The organism is Microbacterium sp. 1154 (assembly GCF_031455375.1).
Lineage (GTDB): Bacteria > Actinomycetota > Actinomycetes > Actinomycetales > Microbacteriaceae > Microbacterium.
In genome coordinates this window covers 287246-307510 of the sequence record NZ_JAVDSN010000001.1, presented here as the reverse complement: position 1 = coordinate 307510, position 20265 = coordinate 287246, and the positions used below count along the sequence as shown (strand labels likewise).

Below are 20265 nucleotides of genomic sequence, written 5' to 3'. Positions count from 1 at the left end.
GGAGTGTCTTCACTATAGACGTGATGACACCACGTGTCGTCACATAGGATTCCGACATGGCCAGATGGGCACCCGATACGCGAGAACGCCTCCGCGCGGCGGCGATGGAGCTGTTCGCCGAGCGCGGCTTCGAGGCGACGACGGTGCCCGACATCGTCGAGCGCGCCGGCGTGACGCGCCGCACGTTCTTCCGGCACTTCGGCGACAAGCGCGAGGTCTTCTTCGGCGACGATGAGATCCCTCGGCTCGCCGACCAGATGCTCGCGGCCGCCCCCGCCGACGTGCCGCCCTTCGCGATCGCGTGGAGCGGCTTCCAAATCCTCGCCGCCGAGCGCTTCGAGCCCCGCCGCCTCGAGATGGCGGCCGCGCGCCGCGTGATCGAGTCCGAGCCCGCCCTGCGTGAGCGGGACCTGCAGAAGCAGGCCGATCTGCGTGCAGTTCTGACCGAGGGGTATCGCGCGCGTGGTGTGGACGCGCTGCGGGCGCGCGTCGTCGCGGGGGTCGCGGTGGACCTGCTGCAGACGGCCCTCGAGCAGTGGGCGGCCGACACGGCGGGCACCCCGCTCGTGGAGCATCTCGAGCGGGTCCGCCGCGAGATGGCGGACGTTCTGGCCTGACGCGCCGCGACCCTCCCGTGCCCCCCGGAATGCCCCGGCGCGCGCCACCCCCACCGCCGATGTCGGTGGCCGCGACTAGCCTGGAACCTGTGACCAGCACCCTCCGCCTCGATCGGCCGGGGTGGCGCACCTGGACGCTGTGGGGCGTGGGCGTGCTCGCCTACGTCGTGTCGATCATCAACCGCACCTCCCTGTCCGCCGTGGGAGTCGATGCGGCGGTGCGCTTCGGTGCGGATGCCTCGGCGCTGTCGATGTTCGCCGTCATCCAGCTCTTCGTCTACGGGGCGATGCAGATCCCCGTGGGTCTCCTGCTCGACCGCTTCGGTGCGCGTCCGATGATCGCGATCGGCATGGTGCTGATGGCCGCGGGCCAGCTCGTGATGGCGTCGGCGGATGCCGTGGGGATCGGCATCCTGGCCCGTGTGCTGATCGGCGCGGGAGACGCGGCGATCTTCCCGAGCGTCCTGCGCGTGATCGCGACGTGGTTCCCCGCGCAGCGGGCACCGGTGCTCGTGCAGCTGACCGGGATCATCGGCCAGCTCGGTCAGATCGTCGCCGTCGTTCCGCTGGCCGCCCTCCTGCACGCGACGAGTTGGAGCGTGGCCTTCGGCAGTGTCGCGGGTCTCGGTCTGCTGTTCGCGATCCTGACGTTCCTGATCATCCGCAACCGCCCGCCCGAGCGCCGCGCCGACCCGGTCGACACCTCGGTCGACACGCAGACGGGCGCGATCCGCGTGGTGCGGTCGTCGCCCGACCTCCGGCGGGGTTTCCGCGAGTCGTGGGCGCACCCCGGCACGCGCCTCGGTTTCTGGTCGCACTTCGCGACGCCGTTCGCGGGTACGGCGTTCATGTTGCTGTGGGGCTTCCCCTTCCTCACCGCGGGCGAGGGGCTCGAGCCCGCCACGGCGTCGCTCGTGATGACCTCGCTCGTGCTGTTCAGCATTCTGAGCGGTCCCGTGATCGGGGCGCTGTCGAGTCGGCATCCCACCCGCCGCTCCCGCTGGCTCGTGCTGCCGACGGTCGTGTTCCAGGCCGTGATGTGGATCGTCGTGATCGTCTGGCCGGGCCCCGCGCCGGTGTGGCTGCTGATCGTGCTGATGTTCGCGCTGTCGACCGGGGGGCCCGCGTCGATGATCGCCTTCGACCACGCGCGCACCTTCACGCCGAGCCACCGGTTGAGCACGGCGACGGGCATCGTGAACGGCGGCGGGTTCCTCGCGGCGCTGCTCGCGATCCTCTTCATCGGTATCGCGATGGACGTGCAGGGGGCCGGCAGCCCCGAGACCTACTCGCTCGACGCCTTCCGCCTCGCGTTCCTCACCCAGGTGCCGCTCTGGCTCGTGGGCGGGATCGCCATCGTCATCGAGCGGGGGCGCACGATCCGTCACGTCGGCGGGACCCTGCCACGCTGACGACCTCGGGTCGCGGTGGAAGGATCGAGAGCATGAGCTCCATCGACATCCGCACCCTCGCCACCGTCGAGGACATCCACGAAGCGGCGCGCGTGCTCGACACCGTGTGGGGCGAGCGGGGCACCATGCCGGCCAACATCCTGCGAGCCCTCGAGCACGCCGGAAACTACGTCGTGGGGCTCTTCGACGCAGATCGGATGCTCGGCGCATCGGCGGCGTTCTTCGGCCCACCGGCCGACCGCTCGATGCACTCGCACATCACGGGCATCGTCCCCGGCTACCAGGGCCGCGGCCTCGGGCGACAGCTCAAGAACCACCAGCGCGACTGGGCCCTCGAGCGCGGCGTCGGACGCATCACGTGGACCTTCGACCCGCTCGTGGGTCGCAACGCCCACTTCAACCTCGCGGTGCTCGGGGCGCGAGCCACGGAGTACCTCGTGAACCAGTACGGCGAGATGGCCGACGCCGTCAACCGCGGCGACGAATCCGACCGCCTGCTCGCCGTGTGGGCGCTCGCCGAACCTCCCTCGCCCACCCCGACGGATGCCGAGATCTTGGCCGTCGTGCCCGTGCCCGACGACATCGAGGCTCTGCGATCGAGCGACCCGGCGGCAGCCGCCGAGTGGCGTCGGCGCGTGCGCGATGAGGTACAGGGGTACCTGGCATCCGGTCGCCGGATCGGCGGCTTCGACCGCCGCGGCTACCTCATCGTCGGGTAGTCGTCACTGCTCGGTGATGGGGGTGTCCTTCTCGGCGGCCGGGTCGCCCGGGCCGGGGCCCGGACGCACGGCTGCGTCGTCGCGCACGTCGATGCGGGTCACGCCGTCGTGCTCCGAGACGTCGAAACGCGGGGCCGCGTCTTCTTCCGTCGCCTTCGGTGCGCTCGTCAGCTGGTCGTGACGGTTCTCTTCGAAGCTCTTCTCGTCGCTCATCGGTCTCACTCCTCTCCGGCCGAACGCCAGGCGTCCGACTCCATGTGCGAACCCGCCTGCGGGCCCATGTGCAGCATCCCGCCGTCGACGACCCAGCTCGCGCCGGTGACGTAGGAGCTCGCGGGCGACGCGAGGAAGCGGATGACGTCGGCGATCTCGTCGGGCTTGCCGGGGCGGCCGAGCGGGATGCCGGGGCGGTGGGTGCGCTCGGCATCTTCGGCCGACATGTCGTTGATGGGGGTGGCGATCTCGCCGGGGGCGACGGCGTTCGCGGTGATGCCGTACTGGCCGAGCTCCAGCGCCATCGTCTTGATGAGGCCGCCGACGCCGTGCTTGGCGGCGACGTACGGGGCGGAGCCGACGCGCGGCTGGTGCTCGTGCACGCTGGACACCACGATCAGCCGACCCCCGTTGCCGGCTTTCACCATGCGCCGGGCCGCGGTGTGCAGGGCGAGGAACGCCCCGTCGAGATTGAGCGAGATGTCGGTGCGCCAGGTGTCGAAGTCGAGGTCGAGGAAGCTTCCGCCGATGCCGCCGCCGGCGTTGTTCACGAACACATCGAGGCCCCCGAGCTCGTCGGCCATGGCGTCCACGGCATCCGGGACCTTGTCGAACTCGGTCGCGTCGAACTGCGCGACGATCGCGCGCACGCCGCGCTCGCGCACGGCCGCGGCGGTCTCTTCGGCACCGTCCTTGTCGGAGTGATAGGTCACCGCGACGTCCATGCCGGCGTCGGCGAGGGCGAGGGCGGTGGCCGCGCCGATGCCCGAGTCGGAGCCGGTGACGATCGCGTGGCGGGGAGTGAAGTCGTCGCTCATGCGGGCGACGCTACGCGCGCGCACCCGTGGCGCCCGGTCCCTTGCCACCGCGGGCGGCGGGCGTTACGGTCGCGGTTCACCGCGCCGGCGTGCCGCGCTCCGGAGAATCCGGGCCCGTCCCCGCCCAAGGCGGCCCGGGGTGCGCATCGGCGTCTGCCGCTCCGGAGCCCGGGACGAACCCCGCGCGGCGCGCTCCCGCTACCCTGCCCTCATGCCCCTGCTCCGCCCCGCCGCGCCCGTGACCCTGGATGCCGTCGAACTGCGCGTGCTGCACCTGCCGCTCGTGTCGCCGTTTACGACCTCGTTCGGTACCGAGACCGTGCGCGAGGTCATCGTCGTCACGGCCGAGACGGCCGACGGCCGCGGGTGGGGCGAGGTCGTCACGCAGGAGGCGCCGCTGTACTCCAGCGAGTACACCCAGGGTGCGTGGGACGTGCTCACCCGCTACCTCGCCCCGGCCCTGCTCGAGCGCCGCACGTTCGCGCCCGAGGAGGTCGCCGGCATCCTGCGCCCCTTCGTAGGGCACCGCATGGCCAAGGCAGGTCTCGAGCTTGCGATCCTCGACGCCGCCCTGCGTGGGGAGGGCCGCAGCTTCGGCAGCTACCTCGGTGCCGAGAAGAGCCGGGTTGCCTCGGGGGTCTCGGTCGGCATCCAGAGCGATCCGGCGGCGCTCGTCGAGACCGTCGGCGGGTACCTCGACGAGGGCTACGTGCGCATCAAGATCAAGATCAAACCCGGTCGTGACATCGACGACACGGCCGCCGTCCGCGCCGCCTTCGGATCGATCCCGCTGCAGGTCGACGCGAACTCGGCCTACACGCTTCAGGATGCCGACACCCTCGCCGAACTCGACCGCTTCGAGCTCCTGTTGATCGAGCAGCCCCTGCAGGAAGACGACCTGGTCGATCACGCCACCCTCGCGAAGAGACTGACGACGCCGGTCTGCCTCGACGAGTCGATCGTCTCCGACAAGGCGGCGGCTGACGCGCTCGCCCTGGGGTCGGCGGCGATCCTCAACATCAAGGCCGGGCGGGTCGGCGGCTATCTCGAGGCCGTCGCGATCCACGACCGCGCGCTCGCTGCGGGTGTTCCCGTCTGGTGCGGGGGCATGCTCGAGACGGGGATCGGCCGCGCCGCCAACGCCGCCCTGGCCGCGCTGCCGGGCTTCACGCTCCCGGGCGACATCTCGGCATCCGCCCGCTTCTACGACCGCGACATCGTCACCGAACCGGCCGTGCTCGACGACGGATACGTGCGCGTGCCGACCGGGCCGGGCGTGGGCGTCGAGATCGACACCGCGGCGCTGGAGCGGTTCACGGTGCGGCGCGAGCGGATCACGCGATGAGCCGGGGCGCCCGGCCGGACCGTGAGGGGCTCAGCGAGACCTCTGGCGAGGACGTCCCGTGGGGTCGTCCGGCGGTCGACGGCATCCCCCTTCCCCCGTTCCGGGATGCCGCGGCGCACCGGTCGTACGTGCTGTCGTTGCAGACGTTCATCGCCCTGCTCGACGAGGCAGAGCCGGCACCCACGACCGTCGCGCTGCTCGCCGCCCTCGCCGCCGAGATGCCGCGGGACGATGCCGAGGTGTCTGCGCTGTTGTCGCCGCTCGCTCTCGGCGTGAGCCTGTCGACGTTCTTCCCCGCGCCCTGGACCCCGAAGACCCTCGCCGCTGCTCTCGCCCCGCTCGGCGCGTTCACTCCGCGGTACGGGTGGGGGAGTTGGGGATGGGGCGGCGATCCCGACTATCGGGCGACGGTCCACCGCGGCGGATGGTCGATCGAGCGGCACGAACGCGGCTCCCGCACCCGAGCGACTCTGGCGCACGACGGCGATCTGGTGCTGCTGTGGATGGACATGTTCCGCAACCGCTTCCCCTACCCGATCGCACACATGCCGTCGACGCTGGCCGAGAGCCCCGCGGCCCTGGCCGCCGCAGCGCGCGCCACCCGCGGCGCCCATGCGGCGAACACCGCGATGCCGTACCTGCAGAGCTGGCGGGCGGAGCGCGATCGGGTGCTGACCGGCGGGCCGGAAGAGCCCGAGCCGCTTCGATAAACTGGATGCCGCGCGCTCGCGCACCCCACAACTTTCCCGACCATTGGAGCCACCGTGGCCGAACAATCCCGCCTCGACAAGGTCATCGCCCTCGCCCGCCATCGGGGGTTCGTCTTCCAGGCCGGTGAGATCTACGGCGGTTCGCGGTCCGCGTGGGACTACGGCCCCCTCGGCACGGAGCTGAAAGAGAACATCCGTCGCCAATGGTGGCAGACCTTCGTCCGCGGCCGCGGCGACATGGTGGGTCTCGACTCCAGCATCATCCTGCCCAAGCGCGTGTGGGAGGCCTCGGGTCACGTCGCCACCTTCACCGACCCGTTGGTCGAGTGCCTGAGCTGCCACAAGCGCTTCCGTGCCGACACCCTCATCGAGGACTTCGAGGCCCGCAAGAACCGCAAGGCCGAGAACGGCCTCGCCGACGTGCCCTGCCCGAACTGCGGCACGAAGGGCCAGTACACCGAGCCCAAGTCGTTCTCGGGCCTGGTCAAGACCTACCTCGGCGTCGTCGACGACGAGTCGGGCCTGTACTTCCTGCGCCCCGAGACCGCGCAGGGCATTTTCGTGAACTTCTCGAACGTGCTCACGGCATCCCGTCGCAAGCCCCCGTTCGGCGTCGGCCAGGTCGGCAAGGCGTTCCGCAACGAGATCACCCCCGGAAACTTCATCTTCCGCACGCGCGAGTTCGAGCAGATGGAGATCGAGTACTTCACCCCGCCGGCCGAGGCGAACGAGTGGTTCGAGCACTGGGTCGAGGCCTGCTGGAACTGGTTCATCGAGCTGGGCATCGACCCCGAGAACATGAAGCGCTTCGACGTCCCCGAGGACGACCGCGCGCACTACTCCGCCGGCACCATCGACGTCGAGTACCGCTTCGGCTTCCCGGGCAAGGAGTGGGGCGAGCTCATGGGAGTCGCCAACCGCACCGACTACGACCTCAAGAGCCACTCCGAGGCCTCGGGTCAGTCACTCACCTTCTTCGACCAGGCCTCGGGCGAGAAGTACACGCCCTACGTGATCGAGCCCTCCTTCGGTCTGACGCGCGCGATGATGGCCTTCCTCGTCGACGCGTACCGCGAAGAAGAGGTGCCCAACGCCAAGGGAGGCACCGACACCCGCACGGTGCTCAAGCTCGACCCGCGCCTCGCGCCCGTCAAGGTCGCCGTGCTGCCGCTCTCGCGCAACGAGCGTCTGTCGCCGTTGGCCCGCGAGGTCGCCGACACCCTGCGCTCGGCCGGGTGGAACATCGACTTCGACGACGCTGGCGCCATCGGCCGCCGCTACCGCCGCCAGGACGAGATCGGCACCCCGTTCTGCGTCACGGTCGACTTCGACTCGCTCGACGACAACGCCGTGACCGTGCGCGACCGCGACACCATGGGCCAGGAGCGCATCGGTCTTGACGCGCTGCAGGGCTACCTGGCGGAGCGCCTGCGCGGAGCCTGACCCGCGAGAACGAGAGACCGGATGCCGTGGCCCGAGGCCGTGGCATCCGGTCTCTCGTCGTCTCGGGGGAGTCGTGACAGCGCCGTGACAGCGCTGCCGCCGCCGCGACAGAGGTGCGGCAGAGCGTCCGGCGCATCCTGTCGTCATGACCACTTCATCCACCCGCACTCCCGCGGTCCGAGCCGAAGGGCTCGTCAAGACGTTCGGCGCCAACCGGGCCGTCGACGGCGTCGATCTCGTCGTCGAGGCCGGCACGGTCTACGGCGTGCTCGGCCCCAATGGTGCCGGCAAGACCACCACCATCAGCATGCTCACGACGCTCCTGCGTCCCGACGGCGGGCGGGCCGAGATCTTCGGCCACGACGTCGCCCGTGAGCCGCACGTCGTGCGTCAGCTCATCGGCCTGACCGGGCAGTTCGCCTCGGTCGACGAGAAGCTCTCCGCGACCGAGAACCTGATGATCTTCGGCCGTCTGCTCGGGCTCTCCCGCCCCGCCGCCCGCCGCAAGGCGAGCGAGCTGCTCGAGGAGTTCGGTCTCACCGAGGCCGCATCCCGTCCGTTGGCGAAGTTCTCCGGCGGTATGCGTCGCCGGCTCGACCTCGCGGCTTCTCTCATCGCGCAGCCGCCGCTCATCTTCCTCGACGAGCCGACCACGGGCCTGGATCCCCGCACCCGTGGACAGATGTGGGACACGATCCGCCGGCTCGTGGCATCCGGATCCACCGTCGTGCTCACCACGCAGTACCTCGACGAGGCCGACCAGCTCGCCGACCGCATCGCCGTCATCGACCGCGGACGCGTCGTCGCCGAGGGCACGGCGCTCGAACTCAAGGCCTCCGTCGGCCAGGCCTCGCTCGTGCTGCGGCTGCGTCCGGGGTCCGACCTCGACGCCGCGCGCGCGACCGTGGGACGGGTGCTCGATGCCACGGCCATCGTCTCGCCCGAGGCCGCGCGCCTCACGGTGCCGATGTCCGACCCCGACCGGGTCACCGACCTGCTCGTGGCGTTCCGCGAGGAAGGACTGCACCTGAGCGAGTTCAGCGTGCAGCAGCCCACCCTCGACGAGGTCTTCCTCACCCTGACCGGCACCGGTGTGCCGACCGACGACATCGCCGCGCGCGAGAGCGCCGCCGACCTGGAAGGAGCCCGCCCATGAGCGCCCTCACCGCCACCCGCGACCTGCCCCGCACCGCGAGCCTCGCGCAGACCCTGCAGAACACCGTCACCATGGCCGGCCGTGGCCTTCTGAAGATCCGTCGCACGCCCGAGCAGCTCATCGACGTCACGGTGCAGCCGATCCTGTTCACCCTGATGTTCACGTACATCTTCGGCGGCGCGATCGCGGGAGATGTGCAGAGCTACCTGCCGATCATCATCCCCGGCATCCTGGTGCAGACCGTCATCACGACCTCGGTCGTCACCGGCACGCAGCTGCGCGAAGACATGGACAAGGGAGTGTTCGACCGGTTCCGCTCGCTTCCCATCGCTCGTATCGCCCCGCTTTCGGGGGCGCTGCTGGCCGACACGGTGCGGTACGCGATCGCGACCGTGCTGACCTTCACGATGGGCTTCATCATGGGCCTGCGACCGGCCGGCGGCATCTGGGCCGTGGTCGCCGCGGGCCTGCTCGTCATCGCGTGCTCGTGGGCCATCAGCTGGATCTTCGCGTTCTTCGGCGTCATCGCGCGCAGCGCGTCGAGCGTGCAGGGCATCTCGATGCTCATCCTGTTCCCGCTGACGTTCCTGTCGAACGCGTTCGTGCCCTCGAACACCATGCCGTCGTGGCTGCAGTGGTTCGTCGACGTAAACCCCGTCTCGCACCTCGTCACCGCGGTGCGAGACCTCGTCAACACCGGCACGGCGGGCTCCGACGTGATCATCTCCCTCGTCGGTGCGGCGGTGATCGTGGCGGTCTTCGCCCCGCTCACGGTGCGCGCCTACATGCGCAAGGCCTAGTCGAGCAGCGCGAGAAGGGTCTCGGCATCCACCTTCGAAAGAGCGGAACGGATGCCGACAGCGGGCGCCGGGGTCACCTCGGCGCCCGCTGTCATGCGCTCACGTACCCACACGGCGAAGGGGGCGCGTTCGTCGGAGCCTCCGCGGACGGCGTCCGCCCGGGCGAGTGCATCCTCGGCGCGGTCGAGGCGGTCGACGGCCGCGTTCCATCCCGCCACCGTGAGCAGGACGATGGCGATGATGGGATGGTCCCGCGAGCCGGCGGCACGCGTGAGCCCCGTGCGCAGGACGTCGCGGGCTTCGTCGTAACGCTCCAGGAGCAGCAGGGCCTGGGCTCGTTGCGCGTCGATCCACGCGAGGAACTGATCCGGGATGCCGGGTTGCCCGGTCAGATCGATGCGCTCGATCTGGCGCAGGGCGGCGTCGCCGTCACCGGCGGCGATCTCGATCTGGGCCGCGGTCATGCGCGCCTGCGCCAGCGCGCGAACGGATCCGTCCTCCGCCGCCGCGCGATCGATGTCGGCCGCCCGCTGCCGGGCGCGATCGAGGCGGCCGAGGCGGAGGAGGACCCCGACCGCCTGAGCCTCCTGCTGAAGCAGATCCGGCGCGGAGGTGAGGCCGCGGATCGCGTCGCCGGAGCGGTCGATGACGGCGAGTGCCTCGTCGAGACGGTCGGCGAGCACGAGCCATTCCGAGCGGAGCTGGCTGGCGAAACCGGTGCCCCACGGGTCGCCGAGCATCTCGAACATCTCCAACGACCGCGCGCTCTCGACCCCGAGCACGTCCATGTCGCCGGAGTTCTGCGCGGCTCCCGCGCGCAGGGCGTGCAGAATCGCGCGCGACCACGGGGGAGCCTCGGCGAGCTCGTCCTCGGTCACGTCGACGTGCCAGGTGCGGGCGCCCTCGCCGCCTCCGGAGAGAATCACGGTCGCAGCGAGCCGCAGCAGCGGGGCCACCAGCGCCGTCACCTCGGAGGGGTACGCCGCCGCCGCCGCCTCGAGCTCGGCGCGGCGGACCGCATATGCTTCGGGGGTCACTGTCGCGGTTCGTCCGGCTTCGGGGAACGACGCGGAGAAGAGGGCGAGAGACTCGACCACCACCCGGGCCTCGCTGTCGAGCGGGGCATCGGCGTCGGCGAACTCTCCGACCGCGCGGCGCAGGTCGTCGCCGCGCTCGCGCACCGCCCAGGGCCACAGCAGGCTGCGCAGCAGCGGGATGCCCTCTCTCCGATCGCCCGAGTCGACGTAGGTGCGTAGTGCTGCGGCCAGGTTCTCGTCGTTCGCGTCGAACCAGGCGAGGGTCGCTCGCAGCCCCGGTCCGCGCACGGTCTGCTCGCGCTGTGCGGCGAGACGGGTCAGGACTGCGGCCGCCCGCGCGCGGAACGGCACCTCGTTCCCGTCCTCGCGCAGGCGTTCGAGACCGTACTCACGCACGGTTTCGAGCATGCGGAACCGTCCCTCGCGTCGGACGAGCAGCGAGCGGTCGACGAGGGCGTCGAACTCGGCGGCATCCCTGTCGAAGGCGCGAGCCACGGCTGAAGCGTCGGGCGCTCCGATCCCGTCGGCGAACACCGCGGCGACCTGCAGGGCGGTGCGTTCGCCCTCGCTGAGGGTGTCCCAACTCCAGTCGATGAGGGCACGCAGGGTGCGGTGGCGCTGCGAGCTGAGCCGCGGCCCGTTCGACAGCAGCGCGAATCGATCATCGAGCCCCGCGTCGATCTCGGCGAGCGACAGGGTACGGGACCGGGCGGCGGCGAGCTCGATCGCGAGGGGCAATCCGTCGAGGCGTCGGACGATGCGCTGTGCAGTCTCTTGCTCGTCGTCGTCGGGAACACGTCCCCGCGCCGAACGCACGCGCTGGGCGAAGAGCGTGGCCGCGTCCTCCGGCGGCAGCGGACCGAGATCGATGAAGGCTTCTCCCGGGATGCCGAGGGGTTCGCGGCTCGTGGTCAGAACGCGCACTCCCGGGCTCATGCGCAGCAGATCGAGGGCGGCCTCGGCGGCCTCATGGATGACGTGCTCGCAGTTGTCGAGCAGGATCACGACGCGTCGACCGGTGACGGCCTCGGCCACACGCTCGGCTGCGGTCAGGGACGCACCTGCCGCCTCGGGCAGGCGGATGCGACGACCGACGGCACCCGCGATTGCCGTCCACACGTCTCCCGCGGCGGCCGGGGCGAGCTCGACGACGATCGAGTCGGCGACCGCGCGCACCGTCTCGACGGCGAGGGTGGTCTTGCCCGCACCGCCGGGTCCGATGAGAGTGACGAGGCGATCCGTCGTCAGACGTTCGCGGATGGCCTCGAGCTCGACCCCGCGACCCACGAGGGCGGTGAGGGCGGCGGGCGTGGCATCGGCAGCAGAGAACGAGCCTGCCACGGGCGGGGGAGCGGCGGCGACCAAGCGCTCGGCGTGCGATCGGTCCTCGAGCAGGTCGCGGACGAGCCAGTCGAACCCGTCGTGCGGGGTCCACACCTCACCGCTCCACAGGGCCAGTGCGTCCCGCGCCGGTGCAGCATCGCCCGTGGAGCGAGCCTGGGCGACGAGATCCTGGAAGCAGGTGATGTCGATCGCCGTCCGCGGCAGGTCGAGTCGATAGCCGCCGGGGGCCGATGAGACCGTGCCGGCGGGGAGGGCCCGACGCAGGCGTGAGACGAGGGATTGCAGGGCGGCGCGGGGATCGTCGGGGGTGTCGAGGCCCCAGATGTCCTCAGCCAGGGCCCGGTAGCCCACCGTGGTGCCGGCGTCGACGGCGAGGCGCAGCAGGAGCGACTGCTGCCCGCGGCCGGGCACCGTGACGTGCCCTTCGCCCGTGTCGACGCTCAATCCGCCGAAGAACCGCACCCGCACGATGTCCACCCTAGGTCGCGTGACGGTCCTCGACGCGGCGTACTGCTGGTCAGGCCCCTCCGACGGGAGCCGGGCGCCTGGGGAGGAGGGGCAGCGGTGGACAACCTGGTGAGGCGACGGCACTTCGCTAGCCTGGGGTGACGACCGGCGCCGAGGGGGCACGATGACGGAAGTCGATGATGGGGCACGCCTTTCCGGGTTCGCGTGGCCGCCGGGGCCGGGTGCGCTCGTCGACACGTCGCGCTGCCCCTCGTGCTTCGCGACGATCACCGTCTCGCCGTGCGCGTCGTGCGGTCTGGATCTCACCGATGCGCGCACCGCCCAGGTGCTCGAGCTCTCGCAGCGGATCGTCGCCCTCGTCGACGAGCGCGCCGACGTCCTCCTGCGGGTGCATCGCGAAGCCGAGGCCGCGGCCGTCCGCGCAGAACAGGAGCGGATGCCGGCTGCCCCGGCGTCCGAGCTCCACCCGGTGCTGCCGCCCCCCGTGGTGACGCCGGCGAGCGACCCCGTCATGACGGCCTCCGCGGCACCCGCCTCCGCCCCCACGGCACCGGCCTCGATCCCCGCGTTACCCGCCTCCGTCCCCGTGACGGTCGCGGACGAGACGTTCACGCCGCCGTCCGTGCCCGCCATCGCTCCGGGACCGCTCGTCGCACCCCCCGCCACGCCCCCGTTCGCCGGCGGCCCTCCGGTGGCGCCGATCGCACCCGTCCCAACGGAGTCGTCGAAGCCCCGTCGCTCCAGTGTCCAGGTCTTCCTCCTGTCGGTGGGCGTGGTCCTGCTCGCGGTCGCGGCGGCCTTCTTCCTCACCGTCGCGTGGATCAGCGGCGGCCTCGTGCTGCGCTCGATCGTCATCGGACTCGTCACCGCGGCGATCATCGCCACGGCGTCGCTGCTTCGCCGGCGCGGTCTCGGCGCCACCGCCGAAGGCATCGCCCTGCTCGGGATCGCCTTCGTGGCGCTCGACGTCTGGGCCGTTCGCGCCAACGACCTGGGCGGGGCGGCCAGCCTCGAACCCAGCGTGTACTGGGGCGCGACGACAGTGATCGCGGGTGCCGCCTTCGTCGGGTGGGCGCGCCTGTCACGCCTGCGCGCCCCGCTCTCCGTCGCCGTCGTCGCCCTCGCCGTCGGCCCCGCGATGCTCGTCGCCGGGATCTTCACGCGCGACGCCGCCCTCGGCTGGTACGCCTGGGGGCTCACCCTGCTGCTCGTCGCCCTCGCGGCACCCCTCGCGCCGCTCCTCGGGCGGGCACCCCGCCCGAAGCTGGCCGTCGAGATCGCCGTCGTCCGGGGCCTTGCGGGCCTCGGCACGGTCGTCGCGCTGACCGCCGCGCTCATCGTCGACCCGCGCATCACGGCCACCCCGGCCGTCCTGGGCGGCGTGGGCGCCCTCGTCCTCGCCCTCCACGCGTGGTCGTTCGCCCGTCGAGGTGATGCGACCCTGGCGCCGACGGCCGCTGTGGCGGCGGTGATCGTCGTCGGCGTGGGTATCGCGGCCACGGTGGTCCGCGCGGCGGACGCCACCCTGGCGGTCACGGTGCCGGTGCTCGTCGCCTCGGCCATCGCGCTGGCTCTCGACACCGCTGCCCGTCGCGTCGGCGCCGGCCTGGGTCGCACGACCGTCGTCGTCGCATCCCTGGCGGCGGCGATCGCCGCGGGCGTCGCCGCGATCCTCCCGCTCATCACGGCGTCGACGGCCGTCGGTGCCCTCCTCTCACGAGCAGCCCTCGTGTTCGATCGCGCGGCGCTCGACATCGGCATCCCGGATGCCACCAGCACCGCCGCGGTAATCGCGCTCGCCGCGATCGTCGGTCTCGCCGCCGCGGTCTGGCGCCTGTCGGGGGCGTGGGCGGATCGCCGGACGCCCGCGTTGATCGCTGCGGCGGGTGTCGCTCTGCTCGCGGGGCCACAGCTGCGCGTCCTGGTCCTCGTCGTCGCCTGGTACCTGGTGCTCGCCGTGGTCGCCGTCATCGTGCTGCGTCGCCGTCGCGGCGACATCGCCCTCGCTTCGATCGGGGGTTCCCTCGCCCTCGGGGCGGGATGGCTGCTGTCGTTCTCGTCGCCGCTCGCGTGGGGACTGGCGACCGTCGTGGTCGCCGCCGTGCTCGCGGCCGTCGCCGGCGCGCATGCGAGTCTCCGGGTGCCGTCCACGGTCGCGGTCGTGTTGTTCCTGTCCGGAAGCGCCCTTCTCGTTCCGGGGGCGTTGCGCGCCAGCGCCGATGTCGCCATCGACGGCGCCACCCCGCTGACGGTTGCGCTCGCGGTGGCATCCCTGTCTCTCGTCGCTGTCGTGGTTTCGTTCGCTCGACGATTCGGTCTCGGCGACGCTCAGCGAGGCGCCGGAGCGGTCGCCGCCCTCGCGGTGATCGTGGTGGTCGCGGGCCCCGCGCTGCTGTTCCGCATGGGTACCACGTCCGAGGTCTGGATGCTCGTGTCGGCGCTGGTCGCCGCGGGCGCGTCGGCGGCGGTCCTCACTCCGCCGTATCGGTCGTGGCGCGTCGCGCGGCCTGTCGCGGCGCTGATGACGCCGCTGCTCGTCGCGGGGGCGGCGGGTTCCGGGTTCCGACTCATCGACGCTCTGCCTCTTGTGCCGGCGATCGTCTACGCCTCGATCGCCCTGGTCATCGCCGCGGGGGCGCTGCGCTTCCTCGGTGACGACCCGTCCACCCGGTCCTGTGTCGACGTCGGAACGGCGTTCGTGGCCGCTCTGTCGATCGTCGTCGTCCCGTCGCAGGGCGTCCGGTGGGTCCCGCTGCTGTTCGCGGCGGTCACCGTCGTGCTGTGGGCGACCGACAGCGACGGTCTGTTCCGCTCTCGCGGCCCGCGCCGACACCTCATCTGGCTCGCCCTCATCCTGGGCACCCTCGCGCTCTGGACGCGATTGGTCTGGCAGCAGACCGACACCGTCGAGCTCTTCACCGTGCCCGTCGGCGTCGCGGTCCTCGCCATCGCCGCCGGTCAGGAACGGGCTCGACGTCTGGTCGCGGGCCGTTCCGTGGCGGGACCCGCGGTGATCGCTGCCGCGGGCACCACCGTCGCGCTCGCCCCCAGCGCCCTCTCCGCCCCTGACGACCTCGCGCGCGTCCTCGTGGTGGCCGTCGTCTCGGTCGCCGTTCTCCTGGCCGGGGCCTGGATCCGCCCTCCCCGCACTCCCGACGAGCTCCCCGCCGCCGTGGGCGCCGCCGGGGCTCTTTCCCTCGTGCTCCTCACGGCGCTGAAGCTCCTCCACGCCGCGGCCCGGGGCGGCGTGGGTGTCGGCGACCTCCTCCTGCTGGTGGCCGCTGTCGCGATCGGTGCGGCGGCGGTCGGGGTCGCGCGACGTCCCGCGCAGTGGGCACCGCCGTCGGCTCGGCACACGGTCGTGGCGGCCGCGGCGCTTCTCGCGCTCGGGTCGACCGTGCTCGTCGCCGTCGACGCCGGTCCGATCGTGCGCATGGTGGCCGCGGTGGTCCTGCTCGGTGCGGTCGGCGTCACGGCGCTGCGTGTGCGCCACCCGTTGGTCGGGGTGCCGCTCGCGATCACCGCGCACTCCGGGGCGGCCCTCGTCGCCCTCGTCGGTGTGGGCGCGGATGTCCGGCCCATCGAGTGGGCGACCGTCCCTCTCGCCCTCGTATGGATCGCCGCCGCCGTCGTCGACCGCCGTCGCCCGGTTGCTGCTGCCCCGGTGCTGTTCGCCGCAGGAGGTCTGGCGGTCGGCCTGCTGCCCTCGGCGGTGCTCGCCGATGCGTCTCTGGTGCGCACGATCGGCGTCACGGTTGTGGCGATCGCCGTGTTGGTCGTCGCCATCCTCGTGCTCCGCGACGCGCTCGCTCCGCTGGCGCCCCCGGCGATCGCGGTCGCGTCGCTGAGCCTGGTGGTCGCGGCGGCCCTCCGTGCCCTGCACGAGCTCTCCGCCGCGCTCTTCGACGTGTGGATGCTCGCGGCGACGCTCCCGCTCGTCGGAGTCGCGGTTCTCGTGCGTCTGCGGTGTCCGGACGTTCCGGCCTCCGTGCCCACCGCCTTGGCGATCGCCGCCCCCGCTGTCGCCGTCGCCCTGACGGCCGCCCGCCTCTCGGCCACGGGTGAGGGCCCCCTGCGTCTGGTCATCACTCTCTTGGCGATCCTGGCCCTCGGGCTCTGGTGGAGCCGTCCGATCGTGCGATGGACCGCGATCGGCCTGTCGGCCCTCCTCGCCCTCCTGGGCATCGTGCTCGGCAGTGCCGACCCCGTCGAGGCGGCCACGGTACCCCTGGCCGCGGCGCTGCTCGTCCAGGGCATCCGGGCGCTGCGTCTGCGTCCCGAGCTGCGCACCTGGCCCGCGCTGGGCGTCGGTCTGGCGCTGCTGCTCATCCCCTCACTGCTGTTCGACTTCTCCGGCGGCAACGCGCTGTGGCGCATCCTCGCCCTCGGCGTCGTCGCCCTGGCGGTGTTGCTGGTCGGCGCGCGGTTCCGCGGGCAGGCTCCCGTGCTGTTGGGCGGGATCGTGCTGATCCTCCACGCTGTCGCCCAGCTCTGGCCGTGGATCACCTCGCTCTACGAGAGTGCTTCCGGCCTCTGGTGGCTGTGGCTGGGTATCGCCGGTGTGCTCCTCATCGTGATCGCGGCGACGTACGAGCGTCGCATCCGCGAGGTGAAGGCGGTGGCGCTGGCGATCCGCGCGCTCCGCTGAGCCCCGTGCCTCTGGCGCTCACGCCAGGAGCCTGCCCGCGCCCTCCGATGGAGCCGAGGTGTCAGATGAGCGGACCGTGCGAGGCGAGGGGGGCGCTCGACGACGGCGTCCGCCAGTTTGAGCGGCAGAGGACGACGAGGATGGCGGTGATCACCACCGCGTAGATCGCGACGGCGATCCCGCCGGGGTCGCCCAACACCGTGCACGCCGGAAGCACCAGCATGAAGCCGCCGACGATCAGGGAGACCAGGACTAGCGCTCGATCGATGGACGCGCCGCGTTCGGTCTGCGCACCCCGGCGGGCGAGGACGAACGAACGGGCCGCCACGACGGCGAAGAGCACCGTGACGAGCAGATTGCCCGGCAGGGCGAGGAAGGCCGCGCCGATCGAGCCGACCCACACGTCGAGGGCGACGAGCAGCATCACGAGGGTGATGGCTACGAGGACGGCGGCGATGATGCCCCGCCACAGGGCGGAGCGGGCAATCGCAGTCTTCACGTCGGCGCTCACTGGCTCGCGAACCCGGGCCAGGCGGTCGCGCGCTCGGCGACGCCGTCGATCTGGCTCTGTGCGGCGCTGATCGCGTTGTCGAGCTGGACGTTGGCGCTGATGATCTGCACGAGGGCCGCGGCGATCGCGGTGACCATCGCGATGATCGCCGCGGGAGCGGTGACGATGCCCGCCAGGCACCCGATCCCGGCGATGAGTCCGCCGATGAGTGTGCCGAGGGTCGTGTACATGAGCGTCGTGAACACGTCGAGGCCGCCCGCGAGCTTCTCGAGCGAGGCGGTCACCGGGGTCGAGATGGCGGACTCGAACCCCGTGAGCGTGGTGCGCTGCGCGGCGACGGCCTGCTGATACTTCTGCGCGCCCTTACCCGCCCACTCGTCGTCGGTGGCGAGGGAGTTGGGATCGATCCGACGGGTGAGGTTGGCCAACTCCGACGCGGCGTCCGTGCGCCACCGGCCGATCATCGATCGCAGCTCGGCGCGATCGCCGGGGCGGCGATAGGGATCGCTGATGACCTGCCAGAGCTCATCCGCCCGGTCCATGAGCCAGTTCCAGGCGTCGTGCACCGCGTCCGCGGCCCAGCGGAAGGCAGCGGGGACGCTCGCCAGAATGCTGTTGACTGTGGAACGGGCCTCTTCGAGGTGACGCTCGATGTCGCGAACGAGTCCGCCCCACTCGGGGGTGGTCGAGCCGCCGGTGACCGTTGTCATGTGCTCCTCCTGCTGCTGCCCCGACCGTGTCGGGAGCTGTCTGTCAGTACTGCGCTTCCCAGAGACCGGTGGTCGTGCTGACGATGTCCTCCTCGTTTCGGAGGTATAGCTCCCGGACGTTCCGCAATTCGGTGGCTCCGGCCGTCGCTGTGGCGGAGCCGTCGCGTAGGTACGCGCTCACCGCGTCGACGACCGCTCCGTAGCTCGCGAAGAGCGCGTCGCCCTTCCAACAGAACACGGCGTCGGTGGAGCGGAGATTCGCGACCGCGTTCGCCGCAGTGGACAGCTTCTCGCCCACCTCGTCCCAGACGGCGGCGTCGCCCTGCAACGCGTCGGCCGCGACGGCGATCTGATTCGGATCGGCCATGTTTACTCCCCTCGGGTGAGCATACGGACGAGCTCGACCGGGTCGGCCAGCTCGGTGGCGTAGACGTCGAGCGGGGTTCCCGCGAACAGCCCCTGCGGGGTGTCATCCTGGGCAGCTGCGCGCGCGTTCGCCAAGGCGGCGCGCAAAGCGGAGGTCACCTCCTCGCCGGCGGCGGAGCGGAGCCAATCGCGGTCGAACTCGAGTTCGCGCAGGTCGTTGGCCGGCCCGAGCACCACGTGCACGTGGCCCCCGCGATCGCTCGCGGTCGTCGCCCGCGAGGCGCGCTCCCGCACGATGTCGAGGCTCTGTCGCAGACGCTCGGAGTAGTCCTCGAGGAAACGGTTGACATTGCGGTGCAGGGCGTCGCCGTCGGCGTCTTCGATGAGGCGGTCGATTTCGCCGCCGGTGCGCGTCGCGGTCAGCGTGGAGCGGGTGGGTACCGTCGGCGCTTCGGAGCCGAAGGCCTGCTTCCACGCGCCGAGCCGTTCGAGGGCGGCGGTGCCGACCGTCGTGAGCACCGCGGTGGCGAGTTCGTCGGGGGCGATGGCCGTGCGCCAGAACGTTCCGATCTCGATTTCGGGAACATCGTCGGCCCACCGTACGGCGATCTGACGATGCGGGTCCTCGGTCACGGTTGTGGTGTCGGCGCCCAGCGCGACCCTCATCTGGTCCGCTTTGCGCGTCACCTCGTCATGGAGCGCGAAAAGCCGCTCGTCATCTGTCGACATGGTCCCCCCACCTCTGGCCGCACAGGTCGACCGCCCCTGGCCGGACCTTCACAGCGTTCCAACCTAGTCAGAGACGGAGGCCAAGGCCAGCCGTATGAGAGAACCCTCATCGAAGGGCCGGTTCAGCCGGCGGCCTCTTTCGCCGCCGCCTTCGCGGCCCGCTTGTGCTCGCGCACCTTGGCGAGCGACTCCGGGCTCACGATGTCGGCGACCGACCGGAACGAGCCCTCCTCGCCGTAGGGGGCCGAGGCCTCGCGCCATCCGGCGCCGTCGAAGCCGCGCTGTTTGCCGAGCAGGGCGAGGAAGATCTTCGCCTTCTGCTCTCCGAAGCCGGGCAGCGCCTTCAGGCGCTTCAGCACGGTTGTGCCGTCGGGGTCGTCGCGAGTCCAGAGATTCTGGGCGTCGCCGCCCCAGTCCTGCTCGATCGCGGCGCACAACGCTTGCACGCGCCCCGCCATCGACCCGGGGTAGCGGTGCACGGCGGGCGACTGGGAGAACGCGGCGGCGAAGTCGTCGGGGTCCTGGTGCGCGATCGCGCCGGCATCCATCGATCCGGTCCGCTCCTGGATCTTGAGCGGTCCCGCGAACGCGGTCTCCATCGCCACCTGCTGGTCGAGCAGCATGCCGATCAGCAGAGCGAGCGGGTTGCTCGACAGCAGTTCGTCGGCGGCGGGGTCGTCGGTGATGCGCAGGCTCATGCGTTCATTCTCGCGCGTCCGCCCGCGGGCGGACGGCGTCATCGCGAGACCGGATCTCGCTGACGAGCCGGCGTCAGGGGACTACCGACACGTCAGCCGGATGCCGTCTCGCCGCCCGCCGCGGCCGCGTCGGGCTCGGCTATCCACTTCCGCGCGAAGGGCACGGCATCCATGGATCCGACGTCGGCGGTGACCTCGGAGATCTGCCTCTCGAAGTGCGAGATGCTGCCCGGTTTCAGCCGCTTCACCAGCGATCCGTCGACCCGGCGGATCACCGTCTCCGACACTGACGGTGCGTCTTCTTCGACCTGCAGCAGTCCCAGGACGAGTGTCGCCGCCCACCGCGGAGCGTTGCCGCGCCGACGTTCCCCCGCGACGACATAGACCTCGGATGCCGGTGTGCTCACGGCATCCATCCTGCCCGAGGGGCGTGCGGCGGCGGGGTGGCCCGCTCGCGGGAGGAGACTGCGGGACGGGAGGACGGATGCCGCGCCTACGGTCCTCCGTTCGCGGATTTTCCT

At 71.5% G+C, this 20265-nt stretch carries 18 protein-coding genes; 9 read left to right on the top strand and 9 right to left on the bottom strand.

The window, feature by feature from the left end:
- Nucleotides 1-56 precede the first annotated feature (56 nt).
- The 3 genes from J2X55_RS01305 (at nucleotide 57) to J2X55_RS01295 (ending at nucleotide 2748) form a co-directional block, all read left to right on the top strand.
- Nucleotides 57-617: a TetR family transcriptional regulator gene (locus tag J2X55_RS01305; protein WP_115916801.1), complete on the top strand. Its 561-nt coding sequence runs from the start codon at nucleotides 57-59 to the stop codon at nucleotides 615-617.
- 89 nt (nucleotides 618-706) lie between these two features.
- The gene (locus tag J2X55_RS01300) at nucleotides 707-2029 is read left to right on the top strand and encodes a nitrate/nitrite transporter (RefSeq protein ID WP_210111460.1); all 1323 of its coding nucleotides are present in this window, start codon (nucleotides 707-709) and stop codon (nucleotides 2027-2029) included.
- Between the two features lie 32 nt (nucleotides 2030-2061).
- Nucleotides 2062-2748 (top strand): GNAT family N-acetyltransferase, encoded by a 687-nt coding sequence (locus J2X55_RS01295; RefSeq protein ID WP_309821568.1) that lies wholly within the window; start codon nucleotides 2062-2064, stop codon nucleotides 2746-2748.
- A gap of 3 nt (nucleotides 2749-2751) precedes the next feature.
- Here J2X55_RS01295 and J2X55_RS01290 read toward each other — a convergent pair whose 3' ends face one another.
- Nucleotides 2752-2961, bottom strand: coding sequence for a multidrug transporter (locus tag J2X55_RS01290; RefSeq protein WP_103208010.1), 210 nt, complete (start codon nucleotides 2959-2961; stop codon nucleotides 2752-2754).
- 5 nt (nucleotides 2962-2966) lie between these two features.
- Entirely contained in the window at nucleotides 2967-3779 is an 813-nt protein-coding gene (locus tag J2X55_RS01285; RefSeq protein WP_309821567.1) for an SDR family oxidoreductase, read from the bottom strand.
- A gap of 211 nt (nucleotides 3780-3990) precedes the next feature.
- Here J2X55_RS01285 and menC point away from each other — a divergent pair, with 211 nt between their 5' ends.
- From menC to J2X55_RS01260, 5 genes are all read left to right on the top strand, one after another.
- Nucleotides 3991-5124, top strand: coding sequence for an o-succinylbenzoate synthase (gene menC, locus J2X55_RS01280; protein WP_309821566.1), 1134 nt, complete (start codon nucleotides 3991-3993; stop codon nucleotides 5122-5124).
- Entirely contained in the window at nucleotides 5121-5834 is a 714-nt protein-coding gene (locus tag J2X55_RS01275; protein ID WP_309821565.1) for a hypothetical protein, read from the top strand. The genes menC and J2X55_RS01275 overlap by 4 nt, the downstream gene beginning before the upstream one ends.
- 54 nt (nucleotides 5835-5888) lie before the next feature.
- Nucleotides 5889-7277 (top strand): glycine--tRNA ligase, encoded by a 1389-nt coding sequence (locus tag J2X55_RS01270; protein ID WP_103208019.1) that lies wholly within the window; start codon nucleotides 5889-5891, stop codon nucleotides 7275-7277.
- 145 nt (nucleotides 7278-7422) lie between these two features.
- Nucleotides 7423-8433, top strand: a complete 1011-nt coding sequence (locus J2X55_RS01265; protein ID WP_309821564.1) for an ATP-binding cassette domain-containing protein — start codon at nucleotides 7423-7425, stop codon at nucleotides 8431-8433.
- A complete protein-coding gene (locus J2X55_RS01260; protein ID WP_116239503.1) occupies nucleotides 8430-9233 on the top strand; it encodes an ABC transporter permease in 804 nt (267 codons plus the stop codon). Before J2X55_RS01265 ends, J2X55_RS01260 begins: the two co-directional genes overlap by 4 nt.
- Here the strand turns inward: J2X55_RS01260 and J2X55_RS01255 are convergent.
- Entirely contained in the window at nucleotides 9230-12082 is a 2853-nt protein-coding gene (locus J2X55_RS01255) for an NB-ARC domain-containing protein (RefSeq protein ID WP_309821563.1), read from the bottom strand. The genes J2X55_RS01260 and J2X55_RS01255 overlap by 4 nt on opposite strands.
- A gap of 163 nt (nucleotides 12083-12245) precedes the next feature.
- Between J2X55_RS01255 and J2X55_RS01250 the strand changes: the two genes are divergently transcribed.
- Nucleotides 12246-16730 (top strand): SCO7613 C-terminal domain-containing membrane protein, encoded by a 4485-nt coding sequence (locus tag J2X55_RS01250; protein ID WP_309821562.1) that lies wholly within the window; start codon nucleotides 12246-12248, stop codon nucleotides 16728-16730.
- 61 nt (nucleotides 16731-16791) lie between these two features.
- Here J2X55_RS01250 and J2X55_RS01245 read toward each other — a convergent pair whose 3' ends face one another.
- The 6 genes from J2X55_RS01245 to J2X55_RS01220 form a co-directional block, all read right to left on the bottom strand.
- Entirely contained in the window at nucleotides 16792-17229 is a 438-nt protein-coding gene (locus J2X55_RS01245; RefSeq protein ID WP_147302377.1) for a hypothetical protein, read from the bottom strand.
- A gap of 8 nt (nucleotides 17230-17237) precedes the next feature.
- Complete coding sequence (locus J2X55_RS01240) at nucleotides 17238-17951, bottom strand: hypothetical protein (protein WP_210075879.1); 714 nt, start codon at nucleotides 17949-17951, stop codon at nucleotides 17238-17240.
- 43 nt (nucleotides 17952-17994) lie between these two features.
- Nucleotides 17995-18318 (bottom strand): hypothetical protein, encoded by a 324-nt coding sequence (locus tag J2X55_RS01235; RefSeq protein WP_210075881.1) that lies wholly within the window; start codon nucleotides 18316-18318, stop codon nucleotides 17995-17997.
- Nucleotides 18319-18320: 2 nt separating this feature from the next.
- Nucleotides 18321-19046, bottom strand: coding sequence for a hypothetical protein (locus J2X55_RS01230; RefSeq protein ID WP_309821561.1), 726 nt, complete (start codon nucleotides 19044-19046; stop codon nucleotides 18321-18323).
- Nucleotides 19047-19168: 122 nt separating this feature from the next.
- Nucleotides 19169-19744: an HhH-GPD-type base excision DNA repair protein gene (locus tag J2X55_RS01225; RefSeq protein ID WP_115916829.1), complete on the bottom strand. Its 576-nt coding sequence runs from the start codon at nucleotides 19742-19744 to the stop codon at nucleotides 19169-19171.
- 92 nt (nucleotides 19745-19836) lie between these two features.
- Nucleotides 19837-20151, bottom strand: a complete 315-nt coding sequence (locus J2X55_RS01220) for a hypothetical protein (RefSeq protein ID WP_309821560.1) — start codon at nucleotides 20149-20151, stop codon at nucleotides 19837-19839.
- Nucleotides 20152-20265 lie beyond the last annotated feature (114 nt).